The sequence below is a fragment of the Kineococcus vitellinus genome (assembly GCF_009906315.1).
In the GTDB taxonomy this organism is placed as follows: domain Bacteria; phylum Actinomycetota; class Actinomycetes; order Actinomycetales; family Kineococcaceae; genus Kineococcus; species Kineococcus vitellinus.
On sequence record NZ_JAAALL010000077.1, the window covers coordinates 1 to 15,980 of the forward strand.

General features: G+C 68.9%; 14 protein-coding genes and 2 pseudogenes. 7 read left to right on the plus strand and 9 right to left on the minus strand.

Annotation, left to right across the window (positions count from 1 at the left end; all coding sequences use genetic code 11):
- Window positions 1–149: 149 nt before the first annotated feature.
- Entirely contained in the window at window positions 150–656 is a 507-nt protein-coding gene (locus GTQ99_RS09210) for a DUF5063 domain-containing protein (RefSeq protein ID WP_240897079.1), read from the minus strand.
- Window positions 657–771: 115 nt separating this feature from the next.
- The gene (locus GTQ99_RS09215; RefSeq protein ID WP_205707111.1) at window positions 772–1,404 is read right to left on the minus strand and encodes a GDSL-type esterase/lipase family protein; all 633 of its coding nucleotides are present in this window, start codon (window positions 1,402–1,404) and stop codon (window positions 772–774) included.
- Window positions 1,405–1,669: 265 nt separating this feature from the next.
- Between GTQ99_RS09215 and GTQ99_RS09220 the strand changes: the two genes are divergently transcribed.
- The 5 genes from GTQ99_RS09220 (at window position 1,670) to GTQ99_RS09240 (ending at window position 4,228) form a co-directional block, all read left to right on the plus strand.
- Window positions 1,670–1,966: an antibiotic biosynthesis monooxygenase family protein gene (locus GTQ99_RS09220; RefSeq protein ID WP_166615448.1), complete on the plus strand. Its 297-nt coding sequence runs from the start codon at window positions 1,670–1,672 to the stop codon at window positions 1,964–1,966.
- Window positions 1,967–2,044: 78 nt separating this feature from the next.
- A complete protein-coding gene (locus GTQ99_RS09225; protein ID WP_166615449.1) occupies window positions 2,045–2,626 on the plus strand; it encodes a histidine phosphatase family protein in 582 nt (193 codons plus the stop codon).
- A 186-nt stretch (window positions 2,627–2,812) separates the two neighbouring features.
- Complete coding sequence (locus GTQ99_RS24335) at window positions 2,813–3,253, plus strand: nucleotidyltransferase domain-containing protein (protein ID WP_276612100.1); 441 nt, start codon at window positions 2,813–2,815, stop codon at window positions 3,251–3,253.
- A 75-nt stretch (window positions 3,254–3,328) separates the two neighbouring features.
- On the plus strand, window positions 3,329–3,490 hold the full coding sequence (locus GTQ99_RS09235) for a hypothetical protein (protein ID WP_166615450.1): 162 nt from the start codon (window positions 3,329–3,331) through the stop codon (window positions 3,488–3,490).
- 126 nt (window positions 3,491–3,616) lie between these two features.
- Window positions 3,617–4,228: a GrpB family protein gene (locus GTQ99_RS09240; RefSeq protein WP_166615451.1), complete on the plus strand. Its 612-nt coding sequence runs from the start codon at window positions 3,617–3,619 to the stop codon at window positions 4,226–4,228.
- A gap of 134 nt (window positions 4,229–4,362) precedes the next feature.
- Here GTQ99_RS09240 and GTQ99_RS09245 read toward each other — a convergent pair whose 3' ends face one another.
- Window positions 4,363–5,316 carry a hypothetical protein gene (locus tag GTQ99_RS09245; protein WP_166615452.1) on the minus strand — a complete coding sequence of 318 codons (954 nt, stop codon included), beginning with the start codon at window positions 5,314–5,316 and terminating at the stop codon, window positions 4,363–4,365.
- 408 nt (window positions 5,317–5,724) lie between these two features.
- Complete coding sequence (locus GTQ99_RS09250; protein WP_166615453.1) at window positions 5,725–7,533, minus strand: competence protein CoiA family protein; 1,809 nt, start codon at window positions 7,531–7,533, stop codon at window positions 5,725–5,727.
- 371 nt (window positions 7,534–7,904) lie between these two features.
- On the opposite strand from GTQ99_RS09250, the gene GTQ99_RS09255 reads away from it, so the two are divergent.
- Window positions 7,905–10,079, plus strand: coding sequence for an SNIPE associated domain-containing protein (locus GTQ99_RS09255; RefSeq protein WP_166615454.1), 2,175 nt, complete (start codon window positions 7,905–7,907; stop codon window positions 10,077–10,079).
- A gap of 130 nt (window positions 10,080–10,209) precedes the next feature.
- Here the strand turns inward: GTQ99_RS09255 and GTQ99_RS09260 are convergent.
- Window positions 10,210–11,039, minus strand: a pseudogene (locus tag GTQ99_RS09260) (IS5 family transposase).
- On the opposite strand from GTQ99_RS09260, the gene GTQ99_RS09265 reads away from it, so the two are divergent.
- The gene (locus GTQ99_RS09265) at window positions 11,038–11,628 is read left to right on the plus strand and encodes a transposase family protein (protein ID WP_166615455.1); all 591 of its coding nucleotides are present in this window, start codon (window positions 11,038–11,040) and stop codon (window positions 11,626–11,628) included. The pseudogene GTQ99_RS09260 and the gene GTQ99_RS09265 sit on opposite strands and share 2 nt — an antisense overlap.
- A 171-nt stretch (window positions 11,629–11,799) precedes the next feature.
- Here the strand turns inward: GTQ99_RS09265 and GTQ99_RS09270 are convergent, their stop codons facing one another.
- From GTQ99_RS09270 to GTQ99_RS09285, 4 genes and pseudogenes are all read right to left on the minus strand, one after another.
- Entirely contained in the window at window positions 11,800–13,053 is a 1,254-nt protein-coding gene (locus GTQ99_RS09270; protein WP_166615456.1) for an LGFP repeat-containing protein, read from the minus strand.
- A gap of 473 nt (window positions 13,054–13,526) precedes the next feature.
- The gene (locus GTQ99_RS09275) at window positions 13,527–14,405 is read right to left on the minus strand and encodes an EVE domain-containing protein (protein WP_166615457.1); all 879 of its coding nucleotides are present in this window, start codon (window positions 14,403–14,405) and stop codon (window positions 13,527–13,529) included.
- Between the two features lie 229 nt (window positions 14,406–14,634).
- The gene (locus GTQ99_RS09280; RefSeq protein WP_166615458.1) at window positions 14,635–15,216 is read right to left on the minus strand and encodes a Uma2 family endonuclease; all 582 of its coding nucleotides are present in this window, start codon (window positions 15,214–15,216) and stop codon (window positions 14,635–14,637) included.
- 424 nt (window positions 15,217–15,640) lie between these two features.
- A pseudogene (locus tag GTQ99_RS09285) lies at window positions 15,641–15,980 on the minus strand (hypothetical protein); the annotation flags it as partial.

Consider the following 15,980-nt stretch of genomic DNA (forward strand, 5'->3'; position numbering starts at 1 on the left):
GTACAGGTGCTGGGTGGGCTGGGTGCGCGCACTGCGGGTGGACGTTGGCGTGGTGAGCGCACGTGATGCGGGATGACCGTGCGCTGCGCGCGGCGCGGGATGACCGTGCGCTGCGCGCAGCGCGGGATGACCGCGCGTCGAGGTGTCGTTTAGGTCCCTGGCGGTGAGGGGTGTCCGCGGTCGGTCACGTGCAGCAGGAGGGCGCGGGTGGCTCCGGCGGCGTGGTGGCCCCAGTGCATCCAGTAGTCCTGGCGCCACTGCCACTGCACGTCGTTCAGGCTCATCCCTGCGTCGAGGGCCAGCAGCCCGTTCTCGAGGTCGCGCCAGACGTCGGCCAGGTCGTCGACGAGGTCGCCCAGCCCGACGCCGGCGTGGGCTTCGTCCACGGCGAAGGGGTAGGACGCCTCCCAGTAGTAGCCAGCCCCAGGGCCGATCCGCTGCCCGATGCGCCGGTAGCAGGCGTGCCATTGCTCGTGGGAGATGGCCACGGGGGATTCCGCGTCGCTGGGGTCGACCTCGGGTAGGCGCAAGGCTGCGGCGACGGCGTCGGTGAGGGCGGTCAGCAGTCGGTGGGCGAAGGCGGCGTCTTCCTCCTGCGTGCCCTGATCGACCTCCTCGTCGATGAGGGAGCAGTAGGCCCGGGCGGCTTCGCGCATGTCCACTGGAGGATGGTGACAGGACCGTCGCGATCATCCACATCTCGGCAAGACCGCGAAGTTCGGCCGGCTGGATCACACGTGAGCAGCAGGGTGGCCGTGCGTCGTGCGTCGTTCACGGGTGCGGCGAGGCGGACCGGAGGCTGGTGAGCCAGGTCTGCCAGGTGGGCAGCAGCAGGGCGCTCAGCACCTGGTACCCCTCGGCGCCCGGGTGCGCGCCGTCGCCTTCGCGCACCTGCCGGCGCCACAGCGGGTGGGTGCGCAAGGCGGGCAGGACGCTGACGTAGGGCACCCGGTGGCGGGCGCACACGTCGGCGAACGCGGCGTCCACGACGGCGGTGCGCTCGTTGTGGGCCTCGTCGTCGACCGCCGGCGGTCCCGCGACGAGCACCGGCCAGCCGGCGTCGTGGGCCTGATCGAGCAGCGTGTGCAGGTTGGCGGCCGAGACGTCGGGGGCGGTGCGCAGCGCTCCGGCTTCGATGGTGGTGTCGTTGACGCCGAAGGAGAGCACCACCCCTGCCCGGCAGCCCGCGGGCAGGCGCGGGGTGCACTCGGTGCGCCAGCGGGCCAGGACGTGGTCGCTGCTCTCGCGGCGCACGCCGAGGTTGTAGCTGGTCAGTGCCTGCCCGCTGGTGTGGCTGTGTGCGGCCAGGCGCCCGGCCCAGCCCAGGTGGTGCGGGTCGCCGGCGCCGGCGACGAAGGAGTCGCCGACGAAGCAGATGCGTACGTCAAGGGTCTGCGAGGTCACCGCGTCATCCCACCAGGGTTCGCATCCCACCAGGTTTGCATCCGGCCGGGTTCGCATCCCACCAGGGTTCGCATCCCGCCGGGCTCTGCACCGCACCCGCCGGCAGGCACGAGGTGCGGTGCTGCCGACAGGTACGGGGCCTCGTGCAGATCGACGAGTCGGTGAAGTTAGGGGGCGCCCGCACCCACGTGCTCACCGCGGGATGAGCGCGCGGTCGGCGTACCCACCCCGCTGACGCCACAGCGCATCGGCAAGGATGAACAGCATGATCCTCGAGCAAGCCGTCCTCGATGTGCGCCCCGGTCACAGCGACGCCTTCGAGGCCGCCTTTTCGAAGGCGAAGACGATCATCTGCACGATGCCCGGCTTCCAACGCCTGACGTTGTCCCGTTGCGTGGAGCGCCCCGACACCTACCTGCTGCTGGTGCAGTGGGACACCCTCGAGGACCACACCGAGGGCTTCCGCGGGTCGGCGCAGTACCGGGAGTGGAAGGCGCTGCTGCACTCCTTTTACGATCCGTTCCCCACCGTGGAGCACTACCGCGAGGTCATGACCGCCTGAATTGGTGCTGCTTGAACCGGCCGGCGCTTGAGCGTTGGTCAGCGGGATGGCCGTGCATGGTCCTGGCAGGCTGCGGGGGTGATCGTCTACGTGGTCTCCCATCCTGAGGTGCTCATCGACCCGGGCGTCCCGGTGCCGCAGTGGGGCTTGTCGCCGGCCGGGCATGAGCGGCTGCGGCGGCTGCTGGCGATGCCGTGGGCGCGTTCGGCCTCATTCGTGGCTTGCAGCGCGGAGCGCAAGGCGGTGCAGACGGCGCAGGCGGTGGCCGAGGTCAGCGGGTGCATCGTGCACGTCGAGGAAGATTTGGGGGAGAACGACCGCAGCGCGACGGGGTTCGTGCCGCCGGAGCGGTTCGAGGAGCTGGCTGATGCCTTCTTCGCCGAGCCTGAGCGCAGCGTGCAGGGGTGGGAGACGGCCGCTGATGCGCAGCGGCGGATCGTGGCAGCGGTGGAGCGGGTCTTGGAGCGGGCGCGGCTGGTTACCACTGCCCCCGAGGAGGGCGGTGTGGTGATCGCCACGCATGGTGGTGTGGGCACGTTGCTGCAGTGCGCGCTGCGGGGGGTGGCGATCGAGCGGCGCTTCGACCAGCCGGGGCAGGGCAGTTGGTACAGCTTCGACAGCGTGACGCGGCACGTCGCGCACGGGTGGCGCCGACTGTGACGGTTGCCCAAGTCGTGTCGCATCGCGTCGCAGCCGCGGGGGGCGCACCTGTGCGCCGCCCGCTGATCGACGTGTCGTGCAGTCGTAGCCGCGCACCATCTGCGGGATGGCCGTGGAGTCGACCCACCGCCATTTTCATGAGCCAGGCTGCTACGGGTGACGAACAAGCCGGGGTCCTGGTTTGCGATGGAGCCCGACGAGGTGGCCTGCCTGCTGCGTCGGGCTGACGTGTCCTGGTGGATCGCTGGTGGCTGGGCGATTGATCTGCACATGGGTCGGCGCACCAGAGCGCACGATGACACCGACGTCCTGGTGCTGCGCCCGCACCTACCCCGGCTGCGCGAGCAGCTGGCCGGGTGGGACGTGCACGTCGCCGACCCGCCGGGCACGCTGCAACCTTGGCCGGCGGGTGAGGAGCTGCCGTCCGGGGTGCACGACCTCTGGTGCCGGCCCACCTGCACCGCGGACTGGTGCCTGCAGCTGATGGTCGACGACCTCGTCGATGCCAGCGCCGGCGGTGAGCAGGGTGGTGAGCAGGGTGGTGAGCAGGGTGGTGAGCAGGGTGGTGAGCAGGGCGGTGAGCAGGGCGGTGAGCAGGGCGGTGAGCAGGGCGGTGAGCAGGAGTAGGTGTACCGGCGGGATGGGCGGATCCGCCGAGCCTGGCGCACGCTCAGCGGTCCTGCCTCCACAGCGCAGCGGGCTGTGCTGGCACCGGAGGTGCAGCTGCTCCACAAGAGCGGCGGTCCGCGCGTGAAGGACGAGGCTGACTTCGCTCAGGTCGCCAGGGTGCTCGAGCGCTCGCAGCGCACCTGGCTGATCGAGGCTCTGCAGCTGACCGACGCGACGCACCCGTGGGTCGAGTAGTTGCGGGCCGCCGCATCACCCTGGCGGCGGGGTGACCGCGCGTTCGTCGACGCGTCCGAAGCTGGGAAGCCGATGGCGTCCGCGATACGTTGCAGGGTCGCCGCGAGAAGACCGGAGACGACCCGCATGCTGCCTGAACGACCCGATGCCACCGTCGACGTCATCGCCTACGACCCCGCCTGGCCAGCCGCCTTCGAGGCGGAGCGGGCCAACCTGCTGGTCGCCTGGCCGGCTCTGGTGGCGGTGGAGCACATCGGCTCCACCGCCGTGCCGGGACTGGCGGCCAAGCCCACCATCGACGTGCTGGCCGTTGTCACCGACGCCGACATCGACCACGACGGCATCGACGCAGACTCCATCGACACGGGCGTGCCGGCGGCGGTGTCCGCCAGGGTGCCCGCGGTGATCGCGGCGTTCCAGGCCCTGGGGTACCAGTGGGTGGCGGACTCCTTCGCCGACGACCCGCAGCACCTGTTCCTGCACCGGCTGCGCGCCGGCAAGCGCACCCACCACCTGCACGTGGTGGCTGCCTCGTCACCGCTGGTGGCGCGCTACCTGCTTTTTCGCGACTACCTGCGTGCCCACCCGGGGGAGGCTGCCCGGTACGCGGCCTTCAAGCAGGACCTGGCCACCCGCTACGCCCAGCAGCGCGACCGCTACGTGGACGCCAAGCCACCCTTCGTGGACGCCACGATCGAGCAGGCCCGGCGATGGGGGGCTACCGGGCATCGCGCATGAGCTGGGCGCGAGTTGGCTGGATCCCGGCTGGGTGCAGGCGCCGACCTGCTTGCGTACTCGCAGCGCGGGGTGACCGCGCGGAGGGCCCCGATCGATGGCGGTCGGGGCCTTCCGTGGTGTCCGCTGGGGGGCTTTCAGCAGCATTCCTCGGGTAGCCGCTCCCCGTAGTAGATCTGTGCCCCCACGCCGGGGGTGTAGCCGATGAAGCCGCCCTGGAACTGCTGCACGATGTAATCCTCATCCCAGCCGTGCTCATCTTCGACGGGGTAGCCGAGCGCTCCGCTCTCCCAGCCTTGGGAGGCCCAGGCCTGCCCGATGGCGCCGAGGACGATGTTGGCGCCGGTGGCGGGGCTCCAGTAGATGGAGCCGCCTTGGAAGTGGTTGTAGTAGCCGCTGCCGTTGGGAGTGCGGGTGTCGCCGGTGCGGGAGAAGCCCAGGTGCCCGTTCTCCCAACCGGTGGAGGCCCACTTGTCGCGGATGGCGCCGCGCACGTCGTGGGCGCCGGTGGCTGGGCTCCAGTAGATGGAGCCGCCTTGGAAGTGGGTGTAGTAGCCGCGTCCGTTGGGGGTGGAGGTGTCGTCGGTGGCGGGAAAGCCGAGCCCGCCGTTCTCCCAGCCGTGCAGGGCCCACTGATCTTTGATGGCGCCGGCGGTGAAGTGCGCTCCGGTCTGCGGCGACCAGTACACCGATGCGCCTTGGAAGTGGGTGTACCAGCCGCGTCCGTTCGGGGTGGGGGCATCGCTGGTCGTGGGGAAGCCCAGGCGGCCGTTCTCCCAGCCGGTGGCAGCCCACTTGTCTCTGATGGCGCCTCGGGTGAACTGCGCTCCGGTGCTGGTGGAGTAGTAGATCGACCCGCCGCGGAAGTGCGCGTACTCGCCCGCCCGCAGCGGTGTGGGCTGCTGGCACTGCGTGACCTCGCCCAGGGACCCGTTGGCACCTCCGGTGCTGTCATAGCGTTGCGCGACCGCGCCCCACAGGCACTGCGGCGTGGGAGCGGGGGTCTGCGGTCGGTGCGGCAGGCCCTCGCAGGCGATTCCGTCCTTGGGGTTGCCGTCGAGGCCGTCGGGGTCGCCAGGATGGGCGTTCATCCACGCTTGCGCATCTTCTTGGTAGGTGAAGTCCGAGCAGTCCCGATCCCCGATGTGGTCGGCCCAGGCTGGTGTCGCTGCCAGCATGCCCACGCTCAGTGCTGTCAGTGCCGCCGCCGCGCTGCGTCCAGCCCATGTGCCCACTGTTACGTCTCCCAACGCGTGTAGCTGAAGCTGCTGCGAGCTTCGTTGCGCACGCTACTAGAGCTCTTAACGCGAGCACGCGTAGGTCCGGGCAAGGTATGTGCCGGTGCCCGCGGTGACCGGCCGGTAAGGGCGCGGGCGACTTGAGCGCCCCTGACGCGGGACCCCCTGCCCGCAGGATCCTCCCCCGCAGGACCCTCACCCGCGGGGACGAGCGTGTCGGGCTCCGTCGGGGGTACTGGTGGGGGTCAGTACTGGTGGGGGTCAGCACAGGATGTGCAGGCCGTACTCGGCGAGCAGTGGGTCGAGTGGGCGCTCGCAGCGCCGGCACCGCAGGCGGGGCGGGCGGGTGTCGTGTGTCGTAGCCGTGCCTGTGCCTGTGCCGGCAGCCTCGTCAGCGGTGGACGGCTGGGCACGGGTCAGCAGGGCGGGCTCGGCCTCAGGTCCTGCCACCTTCTGAAGTGGTGCGCGGGTTGGGAGTGGTGGAGGTACGGCGAGTGGGGGTGCGGCAGGCTGCGTGCGCTGCGGTGGCTGCTCAGTGAGCTGCTCGGGGCGTTGAGTGGGATGCGGGACGGGGTCGCAGCGTGCCGCACCTCGCGCCGTGGGCTGTGCTGCGGCTCGTGTGGTGGCACCCGTAGGTGGGGTAGGTGCCTTCGACGGCGGCGGGCTGTCTAGATCTTTGAGGACGGTCACCCGCAGGATGCGCCGGGAGTCCGCGAGGTCGCGGTGCAGCTGCACGTAGCGGTGCAAGTGCAGGTGCTCCAGCCAGCTGGTCACGGCACGCGAGCGGGGTCTTGGAGAGCTGCGCTCGAGCGCGATGCCTTCGGCGGCGATGCAGCTGTAGGCATCGGCGATGGTGAACCAGCGCCCGGCCTTGCGCCAGATGAAGGCGGCGTAGATGGCGGCGCGCCAGTGCTCTGGTGGGGCGTAGATGCCGCCTTCGCTGCCCAGGCGCACGCTCAGCAGCGATGGGATGGTGCCGCCGTAGCGGGCCAGGACGCGCTGCTTGAGGGCGGAGGCGTCCCAGGCCTGCTGTTGGCGCTCGCGTTGTTGCTGCACCCATCGGGCGCGCTCGTCGGCCCGTACCTGCGCGCGTGCTTCATGAGCGCGGCGGGCTTCGGCTTCGGCGGCGGCCCGGGCCTGGTCGATGGCCTGGCGTGCGGCGTTGAGTGAGGTCAGCAGCCGCTCGCTGTGGTGCAGGCGCTGCAGCGTGGGGGTGCTCAGGCCGTCGGGGGTGAGGGTGCACGTGGTCAGTGGGTCGGCGTGGAAGGCGGCCCGCTCCTGGCGAGGGGCGGGTGGCACCTCGAAAGCGGTGTCGGTGGTGAAGCTGTCGCCGTGCTCGTCGCCGTAGGAGCCGTCGCGGACGCGGTGGGGTGAGGTGGTGGTGGAGGCGGTGCCGATGCCGGCGCCTTCACCCCAGACCGGGTTGATCCACAGCACCGGGAGGCCGGCCTGAGCCATCGCGGCGTGCAGGTCGCTCAGTGCGATGAGACCGTCGGCGGCACCGGCTGGCTCCCACGAGTAAGCGCGGGCTCGGCGCAAGTGCTTGCCCTGGTGGCCGAGCAGCCACACCGCGGTGATGCCCTGCTCTTGGTAGGAGGCGTGCCGGGTTCGCCACTGCTCCACGCTGAGGGCGGCGTACTGCACCTCCAAGGCCACCTGCCGCCCGTTAGGCCAGGTGACCATCACATCCGCAACCCGCGTGCGATCCGCGCTGGCCTGCTCCGCCACGGCGGTGACGCCCTGGTCGCCGAGCGTGTCGTGCACCCAAGCCCGCAGGGCGGCCTTGGCCTGCTGGTGCGCTTCGCCCTCGGCGCTGTGGCCGCCGGAGCCGGCGTGGTGGGAGAAGCCGTCGCGGCGCCTTGGGTGGCGGGCCACGGTGGTCAGACGGGGGTCGCTGCACTCGGGCATGAAGCACTCCAGGTGCTCCTTGGCCCACGACCTCACCCTCTTCGCGTCACCGTCGGCGAGGCGGTACAGCGTCCCGTCGGCCTTGTGCCGTGCCCACACCAGGCACCGCTCGCCGTCCTGGAAGGCCGCGAGGAGCTGGAGGTCGTGGCGGGCCGATGGCACTCTCGATCAGTCGGCTTCCACGACAAGCTCCTGAACATCGGCTGCCTCATCGTGATCAAGAAGCCCGGCGCGATCAAGGAGTCTGGGGTACGCCTCAGCCGGCGCTGACCGCGTGCCCTGCTCTCCTTCGCGCGAAGCCAGCGCCGACGCCTTCTGGCCGCGTGCTTGAAGGTTGGACGTTCTGAGAGGTCAAGACGTGAGGTAGCTGCCCACTGGATGCCCGTCCAGCGCTCGCGGATCGGCGCGCTTGTGAACTGTCGGTCCGCTGCCGGCGAGCGCAGGCGCGGCCGCCTGGGCTGCCTGTCTGGCGAGCGTCACCTCGATTTCGTGACCGCGCCCCAAAGCGGACGGTGAGCTGACAGGATCGTGCAGTGACCGTGACGTCCCTCACCCGCGGCGGCAACCAGGAGTTGCCCGCACACGTGTGCCGCGCCGGATACCTCGATGTCCAAGCTGCCTGGCCACTATCGGCCGGCGCCGACGCGCTGGATGTCGCCGTGGTCGCCGCCACCGCAGCCGGCAAGGTCCGCTCGGATGAGGACTTCATCTTCTTCAACCAGCCCAAGGGGCTGGAGGGGACAGTCCGGCACCTGGGTCAAGGCCAGGCCGGCTCACGCGCTCACGATGAGGTGCGACTGCGGTTGGCGGCGGTTCCGGCTGACATCGCTGCCCTGCACATCATCCTCAGCGCCGCCGGTGGGGTCATCGGTCCCGTTCCTGATGTGCAGGTGTCGCTGCGCGATGCCGATCAGCAGACGCTGCTGCAGCTGGACATGAGCGGGGCCGGTCCCGAGCCGGCTCTGATCGCGGCCGAGGTCTACCGCCGAGGTGATGGCTGGAAGGTCCGCTGCATCGGACAGGGCTGGGACGATGGCCTGGCCGCGCTGGCGCGTCACTTCGGCATCAGCGTCGACGACGACGGTTCGGGTGACGGCGGCACTAGTGGCAGCTCCAGCGATGAGAGCTCTCATGCTCACGGTGGTCAGGGCAGTGGTGGCCCGATACGTCAGCCCTCCACACACCCCACCGCGACACCGACATCGACGCCGACGGCATCGCCGGTGACCGGCCAGCCGGTGCCGCCCGCTGCACCGTCTGGCGGGTCCATGAGCCGACCAGTGCCTTCCCAGCCACCGGCCCCGACGACTCCTGCGGTGCCGCCGCCGGCGCCGCCGGGAGCGTTGCAAGCCGTGCGTTCACGTTGGCTGGGGCGCCGCGGGAGAGCCGACGCCGGCGACCTCGCGGCACAGGTGCGCCAGCAGCAGGCCGCCCTTGAGGCCCTCGCGCAGGAGAACGCGACCTTGCGCGCTGACCTGCAGCGCCTGGGAGCGGGTGATGCCGCCGCCCTGGTTCAGGAGATGACTGCCCGGCGTTTAGAAGCGGCGGCGCAGGAGGCCGCCCTGCAGCGCCGCATCCACGCTGCCCGCCAGGAGCTGGAAGTGATCAATCGGGATCTCACTGCCGCCGAGTTCGACCTGGCCCAGGTGCGGGCCACGCTCATCGTCACCGACGAGGAGGCGGTGCTGCAGGAGGTCGGGGTCTACCGCTATGCCCATCCCCTGCAGGACGCCGTGGCCTACAAGGCACGCTTGGCCAGCCTCAAGGACCGTATCAAGGTCGCCGTCCGCGCCGACCAGGCGGTGCTGGCCACCACCAACTGGCAGGTCAACGGATCCAGCCGCGATGGGGCGAAGATGGTCAAGGAGACCTCCAAGCTGATGCTGCGCGCCTTCAACGCCGAAGCCGACAACTGCGTGCGGGTGGTGCGCCCGCACACCGTGCACACTGCCGTCCAGCGGCTGGAGAAGGCCGCTCAGACGATCGCCCGCCTGGGCACGATGATGTCCATCCGGGTCAGCGAGCACTACCTGCGTCTGCGGTTGGAGGAGATCCGCCTGACCGCCGACTACCTGGCCAAGGTCGAGGAGGAACGTGAACGGGCTCGTGAGGCCCGCGAGCAGGCTCGCGAAGAGGCCAAGGCGGCCGCGGAGTTCGAACGAGAGAAGGCCCGCTTGCTCAAGGAGCAGGGTCACTACGAGGGAGCTCTGGAGCGGGCAAGGGCCGGCGATGCCTCGCCGGTGGTGATCGCCGAGATCGAAGCGAAGATCGAGAACGTGCAGCAGGCCATCAGCGGGGTCAACGCCCGGGAGGCGAACCTGCGCGCAGGTCACGTATACGTCATCTCCAACATCGGCGCCTTCGGCGAGCGGATGGTCAAGATCGGAATGACCCGCCGGCTGGAGCCGATGGATCGTGTGAGGGAGCTCGGCGATGCATCCGTGCCGTTCCGCTTCGATGTGCACGCTCTCATCCGCAGCGACGACGCCGTCGCGCTGGAGAGCAAGTTGCACGCCGCTTTCGCCGACCAGCGCGTCAACCGGGTCAACAAGCATCGCGAGTTCTTCTACGTCACTCCTGTGCAGGTGCGCGACCAACTCGCTCAGATCGCCGGTCAGCACCTGCTGGAGTTCCATGAGCTTCCTGAAGCGTTGGAGTGGCGGGCCAGCGGTGCTCATGCGACCCGTACACCATCACGGGCGAAGTGACACGTGCATGTGACGCCGCCTGACGGGCATGCTGACTGTCGGAAAGTGATTGCCTGTCACACCGATCGCCCCACGAGATGGCACCGGGGTTTTGTCAGTAGCGATCGATCGCTCCTAACAACTCGTTTCACTATGACCCTGGAAGCTTGCGATAGCAGATCAACGCGCAGGCCAGCTGCAGCAGGCCCAGGTGCAAATCAGCCCGGACTTCGTAGCGGATCCGCAGCCGCTTGAACTGGTGTAGCCAGGCGAAGCTACGCTCGACAACTCAGCGGGTGCGGCCCAGTCCTGAGCCGTGGGCGACGCCGCGCCGGGCGAGGCGCGGGACGATGCCGCGCTCGCGCAAGGCGCGACGGTAGACGTCGTAGTCGTAGCTGCGATCGGCGTATAGGTAGCGTGGACGCAGGCGGGGCCGGCCGCGGATGCCACGCACGATCGGGAAAGCGTCGACCAGCGGCAGCAACTGGGTCACATCGTGCCGGTTGCCGCCGCTCAGCATCACGACAAGCGGGACGCCACTGCTATCGGTCAAGAGGTGGTGCTTGGACCCGTTGCGGGCCCGGTCTACTGACGAAGGGCCGGTGTGAGCCCCCCTTTGAGAGCCCGCACGTGCGAGCCGTCCACCACCGCTGTCTCCACTCGGAGCTTCCCCGCCGCGCGCAACTCATCGAGCAGGACCTTATGCAGCTGCGACCACACCCCGGCCTGCGTCCAGTCCCGCAGCCGGCGCCAGCAGGTGACACCAGAGCAGCCGAGCTGCGCGGTCGGGACCTGGCCCCAGGTGCAGCCGGTGGTCAGGACGTGGACGATGCCGGCCAACGCGGCGCGGTCGTCGCGTGGTAGCCGTCCTGGGTGGCGGAAGCGACGCGGTGGGCGCTGCGGTAGCAGGGGTTGTACCTGCTCCCACAGCGCGTCCGGCACCAGCTTCGCGACCTTCTCCAGCACCACCTCATCGGCCATGTCATCAGGCTGCGACGGCCCCAGTCGTCCTGCATATCATAGTGAAATCAGTTGTTACCGGTACCTGCACGAAGCTCTCGACGTCCTGGCCGCGCAGGCACCCGACCTGTCCGACGTCGTCGCCGACGCGATCAGCGCAGGCACCGAGCACCTGCTGCTCGATGGCACGCTCATCACCACCGACCGCATCCACGACCGGACCGGTCGCCGAGACCGCTGGTATTCCGGAAAGCACCGCCACCACGGCGGTCTGGTCCAGGTCGTCACCGATCCCGATGGGCGACCGTTGTGGGTCTCACCGGTCGAGCCCGGCTGCACCCACGACCTGACCGCAGCGCGCCTGCACGCCCTGCCGGCGTTGTACGCCGCTGCCCGCGACGGTGTCCCCACGCTGGCCGACAAGGCCTACACCGGTGCCGGAGCCGGCATCCGGGTGCCGGTCCGCCGTCCCAAAGGCGGGCAGGTTCTCGACCACAGCACGAGGGGGTGGAACTCTTACGTCAACGCCGAACGCACCTTCGTCGAACACGGCATCGCCCACCTCAAAACCCGCTGGAGAGCCCTGCACCACGTCAGCCTGTGCCCGTAGCGCATCTCCGCGATCGTCGCTACAGCCCTCGTCCTGAGCCGACTGCAGAACCGCTACTGACAAAGCCTCACTGAGGTACAGAGGCTTACCCAAAAGGCGCAAGCCATGATCGGTTAGCGGTAGTTTCTGCACTGGCTGCCCCTGCACCAGAGTCGAACGTTTTTCTCACCGTTAACCGATGGTGTCGATGTCGCCGGCGAAGGTGCCCCAGGTGCCTCCGTAGTTCTCCATGCCGAAGACGATAGCCAGCCCGTGGTACCACTCGGGATTGTCCAGGTAGAACGTGCACTCCAGGCGCAAGGTCTCGGAGGTGACGATCTGAGCAGGCGCGCAGCCCTCGAAGGTGCGATAGACGTGGTCGGGGGTCATTTGCAGCAGTTGCCCGTGCACGCCCATGTTGGCGTAGGCGCCCATGAGGTCGTCGTTGTGCTGCTCCCAGCCCTGCATGAGGCACTCGGCGGCGTACTCGGGACTGTGACGCCCGTCGGGCGGCACCCGGCAGGGGGCGATGGGTTGGTTGGCGACGGCGCCACGGGCGGGGCTCCACTCGATGTAGCCGTGCTGGAAGTTAGTGCGCTTGCCGCCGGGGATATCGAACTCGCTGCTGGTGGGATATCCCAGGTAGCCACCTTCGTAGCCCAACTGGGCGTACTTGCCCAAGATCGCTCCGCGCACCGCAGCCGCTCCAGAGGCGGGCGACCAGTACATGGTGCCGCCCTGGTAATTCTGAAAGACGCCGTTGTTTCGCAGTGGCACCTCTTGAGAGGTGGGAAAGCCCAGCGGGCCGTTCTCGTAGCCGTGGTCGCGATAGAGATCGCGGAAGGCTCCGGAGACGGTGTGGGCCCCGCTGGTGGGGGACCAGTACATGACTCCGCCCTGATAGACCTGGAACACACCACCGCGAACGCGCACCTCCTGGGTCATGGGGTAGGCCAGGAAGCTGCCTTCATAGCCCTGATGGGCGTACAGGTCGCGGAAGGCGCCGGAGACCGAGTGCGCGCCGGTGGCCGGGCTCCAGTACAGGGTGCCGCCCTGGTAGTTCTGGAACACTCCACCGGCGCGGATGGGCACCTCACCGGAGGTGGGCATGCCCAAGAAGCCGTTCTCCCAACCGCTGCTTGACCACAGTTGGTGGAAGGAGCCGGAGACGTCCCATGCACCGCTGGTGCTGCTCCAGTAGATCGAGCCGGCTTCGAAGGAGCTGAACTTCACCCCCGCTGAGGTGCTCTGCTCGCAGCCGGTGACCCGGCCCAGCTTGCCGCTGGCGCCGCCCAGCTGCTCATAGCGGGTGGCGATGGGCCCTTGGAGGCACTCTTGCGCTGAAGAAGCTGCCGGGATGGCCAGCGCCGCTGCGCTCGTCAGCAGGAGAGTGCTCACCAGTCCGGCAGCAAGGCGCGTCGTGGGCTTTGTCAGCTGGCTGGCCATCGCTGGCGCAGCTGCAGACACCCTCAGCCCTGATGGCGACCTGGTCGTCAACTCTGCTGTCAACTCTGCTGTCAACTCTGCTGTCGACCTCGTTGTCGACCTCGTTGCCAGCCTCCTGGCCGGCCTCGTCCTCGCTGCCGGGATGGTCGCAGGCCGAGCCTGGTGTCCAAGCTTCGACCAGATCGGCAGTGCCGAGGTCAGCCGCCTGGTGAGCGAGGCCAGTCCATGCCGCACGCGCTTCTCCGCTTCATCCGGCTGGGCCAGCTCCCAGCAGTGTCACAGACTGTAGTGATTCCTTACCGCGAGGGGGAGGTCTTCGCGCATCTGCACTGCTGCTGGTGCCATCACGGACTTGATGAGGTCTCACATGTTCACCTGCTCCCGACGTGAGGTGAGCGTTGGTGAAGCAGGCATCGGCTTTGTGCTGGCGCACGCCGCTCCCGTGACTGTGCTCCTTCAGGCAGCGAGATCGGTCATGGCATGGTGTGGAAGCTGTCGCCTTGGCGGTAGATCGTCTGCAGGCCGACGGTGGCGATGAGGTCGAGCAGGTCATCACTCGGGCGCTCGGGTACCAGCAGGGCGCAGTGGGTGGGCTGGGCGATGTGACGTCGGTAGTCCAGTAGCTGGCCGATGGCCATGCGGATGTCCCCACGTGCGGTGGAGGCTTTCGCCTCGATGAGCGTGCTGGTGCTGTGGTCGTAGGCGTCGCAAACGATCTTCGAGCCGTCAGGCAGTACCGCGCTGATGACGGCGAGGTCATGACCCACAAAGTGCTGGTACTCCAGCAACAGCTGCTGCTCGTCGTAGGTCTTGGTCGGTGTTCCGCCGGGTAGGAGCACTTCTGAGGGCGCAGGGGCGGCGCCGAGCAGGCGTGAGGTCAGCACTGCTGCGTTGGGCCCCGCGGCCGGATGGGGGTCAGGAGTGGGCAGGTGGGTTTGCAGTGCGGCCCAATGGCTGCCGGTCAGGCGCATGGGGTTGGCGGCACCGGGCATGCGCAGGATGAGCGCGCTGGCGAAGAGGGGATCCTGCTGCAGGCGAGAGCGGTAGATGGGGGCGGCGAAGAAGGTCTCAGTGATCTTGATGCCGATGTTGTGCGTCGGCGCCAGCGGTGGTTGCAGCCAGTATGCACTGGTGTTCATCATCAGAGCGCTGGCGGGGTGAGTGACCTTGCCCATGGCGTAGACGCCTGCTTCGCGGCCGCTGACCCACAAGACGACATCATCGCCGATGGCGACGTCTTTGAGGTGCACGGCGACCGTCCACTGCAGGGGTTGCTGCGCTGCACCATCCTCGTGCCAGCGGAAGATGTCCCACTTACCCGGGTTGGCCTGCAGGATCCACGCGTTCGGCATTGCTGTCCTGCCGTCCTATGAGTTGACGTGACTCTTGCTCTAGGCGCAGTCGGCGCACCACACCGGCGGAGAAGAGCAGCGCCGATGAGGGGCGTCGGCGACGAGGGGCACTGGCGATCAGTGCGAAAGCTGTAACTGCCGATAAAACGCGCCGACGGAGTGTCTGGCGCCGCTGATCACGGCTTCGATCGCGGTAGAGATCGCAGTCATGATCAGACCTGGGAAGTGTTCAGGTGCCGGGTCGGCGCAGCAGGGCATTGGGCACGACGCTGAAGGCGGGGTGCAGGTCGTTGGCGGGCACGGTCAGCTGGCTGTCGCCGGCGGCGACGGCGGCGCTGGCCCAGTGGGTGCCGGCGTTGGTGAGCCATTCCAGGTGCACGGTGGCGCCGTCGGTGAGGTAAGCCTCGAGCAGCACGGGCAGGCCTGCTGTGCGGTACTGGGCGCGCTTGTCGTTCATCTCGCCCAGGGTGTTGCCCGGTGACCACACCTCGACCGCGGCGTCGGGAGTGCCGCGGTAGACCTCATCGGTGATCAAGGACTCGCCGTTGACGAGGACGTCGGGGATGCGTCCTTGCAGCACCGAGCCGTCCGGGGCGAGGGTGATGGCCCAGTTGCCGGGGGCGGTGGCGTAGCGCTCCCACTGGGCCTCGAACTCCTGGGCCAGGCGCTGGGCGATGTAGTGGTGGGGGTTGCCCCCGATGCGGCGGATGGTCAGCTCCCCGTCGACGACTTCGATGCGTTCGTTGAAGCCGGCGCTCGCGGAGGTCCAGGTGTCGGTGGGGACACCCAAACGCGGGGCACTGACGCTCATGGGTGCCAGGGTAGCCGCCGGGTGCGCCGCAGCCGAGGGTCAAGAAGGCAGAGTCAAGCCATAGGAGGGGCGGGGAGCTCGCACGTGGGCTCAGGCCGGGCGCTGGCGACCGCGTGAGGAGGCTTGGCTTACTTGGTCCTCCTGGCTCACTTGGCGCGTTGGGCCTCGCTAAGGTGCGCTGGTCGCGGGTGCTGCCCGGCCTCGCGCGGCATCGGAGCCCGTGAGGGTGCTTGAGGTGTGCACGCTCACACCTCGGGGACGCAGGTGCCGGTGCCGAGGGTGGCCAGACCGGTGAGGTCACCGGGCGCGTAGTCCAAGACCTGCGTGGTCTGCGGGTACATCAGCTGGCCCGGGTCCTCGGTCTACCGGAGACGTAGACGTCGACCTGCTGGCCGGGGCGGCCCAGCAGCCGGTCCGTGAAGTCCTAACGGGTGCTGCGCTGGGTGGCGCTGACGCCGGTAAGGCCGGCTTGGGCGATGACGGCGGCGGCGATGTCGGGCACCTCGGCGGTGGTCACGTAGCTGATGAGCACCGGTGCCCAGCGCTCGCCGTAGCGCTTGGGCTGGTAGGGCTGTCGCTGCGCGGAGGGGCTCTCGGTGGTGGCGCCGTCGTCGATGAAGCGTAGGCCGGTGGCGGTGCCGACACGGACGGCTTTGGGGCGTCTTTGGCGCCGGTGACAAGTTGGCGGTCCTCTCAAACAGACGTCAATGCGGCTGTCAGTTACTGATGGCGCCAGCATCGAGCGGGGTGCTGGGGTGCTGGGG

What these genes read in the sequence shown, in the direction of transcription:
- GTQ99_RS09210 (WP_240897079.1), bottom strand. Translation starts at nt 656, where the DNA reads ATGCGCGAAGCCGCCCGGGCCTACTGCTCCCTCATCGACGAGGAGGTC.
- GTQ99_RS09220 (WP_166615448.1), top strand. Translation starts at nt 1,670, where the DNA reads ATGATCCTCGAGCAAGCCGTCCTCGATGTGCGCCCCGGTCACAGCGAC.
- GTQ99_RS24335 (WP_276612100.1), top strand. Translation starts at nt 2,813, where the DNA reads ATGGAGCCCGACGAGGTGGCCTGCCTGCTGCGTCGGGCTGACGTGTCC.
- GTQ99_RS09240 (WP_166615451.1), top strand. Translation starts at nt 3,617, where the DNA reads ATGCTGCCTGAACGACCCGATGCCACCGTCGACGTCATCGCCTACGAC.
- GTQ99_RS09245 (WP_166615452.1), bottom strand. Translation starts at nt 5,316, where the DNA reads ATGAACGCCCATCCTGGCGACCCCGACGGCCTCGACGGCAACCCCAAG.
- GTQ99_RS09265 (WP_166615455.1), top strand. Translation starts at nt 11,038, where the DNA reads ATGTCATCAGGCTGCGACGGCCCCAGTCGTCCTGCATATCATAGTGAA.
- GTQ99_RS09270 (WP_166615456.1), bottom strand. Translation starts at nt 13,053, where the DNA reads ATGGCCAGCCAGCTGACAAAGCCCACGACGCGCCTTGCTGCCGGACTG.
- GTQ99_RS09275 (WP_166615457.1), bottom strand. Translation starts at nt 14,405, where the DNA reads ATGCCGAACGCGTGGATCCTGCAGGCCAACCCGGGTAAGTGGGACATC.
- GTQ99_RS09280 (WP_166615458.1), bottom strand. Translation starts at nt 15,216, where the DNA reads ATGAGCGTCAGTGCCCCGCGTTTGGGTGTCCCCACCGACACCTGGACC.